The organism is Sphingomonas sp., assembly GCF_019749955.1.
Classification (GTDB): Bacteria; Pseudomonadota; Alphaproteobacteria; order Sphingomonadales; family Sphingomonadaceae; genus Sphingomonas.
This window is the reverse complement of sequence record NZ_JAIEPC010000040.1, coordinates 1-4,049: the sequence shown is the minus strand read 5'-3', so window position 1 is coordinate 4,049 and position 4,049 is coordinate 1. Positions and strand designations below refer to the sequence as shown.

5 protein-coding genes are annotated in these 4,049 nt (G+C 64.5%); 4 read left to right on the top strand and 1 reads right to left on the bottom strand.

The window, feature by feature from the left end:
- Positions 1–794 (bottom strand): PQQ-dependent sugar dehydrogenase (locus K2W81_RS09895; RefSeq protein WP_294103830.1); only part of this gene is annotated, 794 nt, incomplete at its 3' end.
- 182 nt (positions 795–976) lie between these two features.
- On the opposite strand from K2W81_RS09895, the gene rimP reads away from it, so the two are divergent.
- The 4 genes from rimP to K2W81_RS16455 all read left to right on the top strand — a co-directional run.
- The gene (gene rimP, locus K2W81_RS09890) at positions 977–1,555 is read left to right on the top strand and encodes a ribosome maturation protein RimP (RefSeq protein WP_294103828.1); all 579 of its coding nucleotides are present in this window, start codon (positions 977–979) and stop codon (positions 1,553–1,555) included.
- Positions 1,555–3,177, top strand: coding sequence for a transcription termination factor NusA (nusA, locus tag K2W81_RS09885; RefSeq protein WP_294103824.1), 1,623 nt, complete (start codon positions 1,555–1,557; stop codon positions 3,175–3,177). The genes rimP and nusA overlap by 1 nt, the downstream gene beginning before the upstream one ends.
- Positions 3,158–3,910, top strand: a complete 753-nt coding sequence (locus K2W81_RS09880; RefSeq protein WP_294103822.1) for a DUF448 domain-containing protein — start codon at positions 3,158–3,160, stop codon at positions 3,908–3,910. Before nusA ends, K2W81_RS09880 begins: the two co-directional genes overlap by 20 nt.
- Positions 3,911–3,927: 17 nt before the next feature.
- Positions 3,928–4,049, top strand: a 122-nt coding sequence (locus K2W81_RS16455) for a translation initiation factor IF-2 associated domain-containing protein (RefSeq protein ID WP_366932231.1), incomplete at its 3' end; no start/stop codon positions are given.

Below are 4,049 nucleotides of genomic sequence, written 5' to 3'. Positions count from 1 at the left end.
CCGTAATTCTTGCCCGGCTCGATCAGATTGACTTCGTCGCCGCCTTCGGGGCCCATTTCCTGCTCCCACAGCCGCCCTTGTGCATCGAAGGCGAGGCCGAGCAGGTTGCGGTGGCCATAGCTCCAGATCGCGGGATCAAAGCCCTTTGCCGCGAGCGGATTGCCCGGTGCAGGCTTGCCGTCGAGCGTGAGGCGCAGCACCTTGCCGAGCGACATCTTGGGGTCTTGCGCGGGGGTGAATTTCTGGCGCTCGCCATTGGCGTAGAACATGTACTTGCCGTCGGGCGAGAAGGCGATGCGGCCCGAATAATGGCCGCTGCCGCGCACATAGGGCGTCGCGCGGTGGAGCACCTCGACCCCCTCAAGCGACGCGACCGGCGGGCAGGGCGCGCGGACGCATGCCACCGGGCGCTCGACCAGCTTGCCGCGCGCGAGCACCACGCCTTTCCCCTCCGCCCCGTTTTCGGAAAAGCTGAAATAGACGAGGCGGTTCTTCGCAAAACCGGGCGCGAGTACGACATCCATCAGCCCGCCTTGTCCCGCGCTGTCGACCGGCAGCGTCCCGCTGACCACTTGGCGATCCTTGCCGTCGGCGGAGACGAGCAAGAGCTGCCCCTTCTTCTCGGTGACCAGCATCCGGCCGTCGGGCAGGAAAGTCATCGCCCAGGGCGCATCAAAATCGGCGACGACGGTGGTGGTGAACGGGTTGGCGCCGGTCGCGGGCGGCGGTGCGCTGCTGGCTGTGCAGGCGATGGCAGCGATGGGGAGGGCGAGCGGGAGAAGGACAGAACGCATGGGCGGATCGGCTCCGGTTGGTGGCGGCGTCCCGCGATAACGCGGCACCGCCCGAGTGGATGCTTGCCAGCATCGCGCGCTACGCCTATAGAGGCAATGCGCTTTCTCTACATCGGTAACGCTGCGGAGGTCGGCCCCACGGGGTCGACGGCGCGGTTGGCTTGTGCGTTGGAGAGACTGGCTTGGCGGATATCGCCCGATTGACGGCACTCATCGAACCCGAGGCGAAAGCGCTCGGTTTCGATCTCGTGCGCGTCAAGATGTTCGGCGGCGCGGGTGACTTGACGTTGCAGGTCATGGCCGAACGCCCGACGACCCGCCAGCTCACGATCGACGATTGCGCGGCGCTGTCGCGGCGGATCTCGGATGTGTTCGACGCGCTGGAAGAAGCGGGCCGCGATCCGATCGACGAAGCCTATCGGCTCGAAGTAAGCTCGCCCGGCATCGACCGCCCGTTGACGCGGCTCAACGATTTCGAGGATTGGAAGGGGCACGAAGCCCGCATCCACCTGACCGCGCCGATCGAGAATCGCAAGCAACTGACCGGCGTGCTGGTCGGCGTGACCGATGACAGAATCGCGATCGACGTGAAGAAACACGCGGTGATGACGATCGGCATCGATCAAGTCGCCGACGCCAAATTGCTGTTCACCGATAAATTGCTTGCCGCCACCCGGCCGCTTTCGCCCGAAGGCGCCGATGAATTCGAACCCGAAAACGACGCGCCTGAGGGCGTCGAAATGACCGAGGAACAAGACTGATGGCCACTGCCATTTCCGCCAACAAGGCCGAACTGATCGCGATTGCAGACGCAGTTGCGAAGGAAAAGCTGATCGATCGCATGATCGTGATCGAAGCGATGGAAGACGCGATTCAGCGCGCCGCCCGCGCGCGCTATGGCGCCGAGAATGACATTCGCGCCAAGCTCGACCCGCAGTCGGGCGACCTGCGCTTGTGGCGCGTCGTTGAAGTGGTTGAGGCAGTTGATGATTATTTCAAGCAGGTCAATCTGAAGGAAGCGCAAAAGCTTCAGGCCGGTGCCGTCGTCGGCGATTATATCGTCGATCCGCTCCCCCCGATCGAATTCGGGCGCATCGCCGCGCAAGCCGCCAAGCAAGTGATCTTCCAGAAGGTCCGCGATGCCGAGCGTGAGCGTCAGTATGAAGAATTCAAGGACCGGATGGGTGAGATCATCACCGGCGTCGTCAAGCGCGTCGAATTCGGCCATGTCGTTGTCGATCTCGGCCGCGCCGAGGGTGTCATCCGCCGCGACCAGCAGATCCCGCGCGAAGTCGTGCGCGTCAACGACCGCGTCCGCTCGCTGATCCTGCGCGTTGCGCGCGAAAACCGCGGCCCGCAGATTTTCCTCAGCCGCGCGCATCCCGATTTCATGAAAAAGCTGTTCGCGCAGGAAGTGCCCGAAATCTACGACGGCATCATCGAGATCAAGGCGGCCGCGCGCGACCCCGGCAGCCGCGCCAAGATCGGCGTGATCAGCCATGACAGCAGCATCGACCCGGTCGGCGCGTGCGTCGGCATGAAGGGAAGTCGCGTGCAGGCCGTCGTGCAGGAAATGCAGGGCGAAAAGATCGACATCATTCCCTGGTCGCCCGACACCGCGACCTTCGTCGTCAACGCGCTCCAGCCCGCCAACGTCAGCCGCGTGGTGATCGACGAGGAAGAAGACCGGATCGAAGTCGTCGTTCCTGACGATCAGCTCAGCCTCGCGATCGGTCGTCGCGGTCAGAATGTGCGGCTGGCGAGCCAGCTCACCGGCAAGGCGATCGACATCCTGACCGAGGCCGATGCGAGCGAAAAGCGCCAGCGCGAATTCGTCGAGCGGTCGGAAATGTTCCAGAACGAACTCGACGTCGACGAAACGCTGTCGCAGTTGCTGGTGGCCGAAGGCTTCGGCAGCCTCGAGGAAGTCGCTTACGTCGAGCTCGACGAAATCGCGTCGATCGAAGGCCTCGACGACGAAATCGCCGCCGAGCTGCAGAACCGCGCGAGCGAAGCGCTCGATCGGCGCGAGGAAGCCAATCGTGCGCTCCGCCGCGAACTCGGCGTCGAGGACGATCTGGCGACGATGCCCTATCTGACCGAAGCGATGCTGGTCACGCTCGGCAAGGCGGGGATCAAGACGCTCGATGATCTGGCGGATCTGGCGACCGACGAACTCGTCCAGAAGAAGCGTCAGGAGCCGCGCCGCCGCAACGACGCCGACACCAAGCGCGCCGAGGACAAGGGCGGGGTGCTCGCCGAATACAACCTGAGCGAAGATCAGGGCAACGAGATCATCATGGCCGCGCGCGCGCATTGGTTCGAAGACGAGCCGGCTGCTGCCGAGCCCGAGGAGGACGCGCATGCGGAATCCTCACAATGAGCCGCTGACGTCCGAAATCGACGGTCCGGTCCGCAAGTGCATCCTGTCGGGTGACCGTGCGGCGCGCGACAATCTGGTCCGGCTTGCGCTGGGGCCGGAAGGTCAAGTGCTGCCCGATGTGCGCGCCAAGGCGCCGGGGCGCGGCGCGTGGATCGGCGTGCCGCGCGCCGACCTTGAGAAGGCGCTCACCAAGGGCAAGCTGAAAGGCGTGCTGACCCGCGCGTTCAAGACCAGCGCGTTCACTTTGCCTGCTGATCTCCCCGCATTGATCGAGACCCAGCTCGAACGCCAATTGCTCGACCGGCTCGGCCTCGAATCAAAGGGCGGGCATGTCGTGATCGGCCATGAGCGGATCGACAAGACCGCGCGGAGCGGCAAGCTGCATCTGCTGCTCCACGCGTCGGACGCAGGCGCCGATGGCTCGCGCAAGCTCGATCAGGCATGGCGCGTGGGGAGCGATGCCGAGGGCTCGGGGATGCGCGGGCTGGCGATCCCGCTGGCGCGCCCTATATTGTCGATGGCGCTGGGCCGCGAGAACGTGGTACATATCGGCATTACCGACCCCGGCGCCGCCGGGCGGTTGCGCACTGCGCTCGACCGCTGGCTGCATTATATCGGATCCGAGCTGGTGAGCGCGGCTTGCGAAACCGCTTCGCAAGGCGCAACGGCGTTGGCCACCGGTCAGCCCGACATGCGAGACGATGTGCCCGACGACGTAACTGAGAATATCTGAGGACTTTGAGCGACCTGATGAGCGACACCGACAACGAAAAGCCGAAACTGGGCATGCGCGCACCGCTGGGCCTGAAGCGCACGGTCGAAACCGGCAAGGTGAAGCAAAGCTTCAGCCATGGCCGCTCGAACACCGTGGT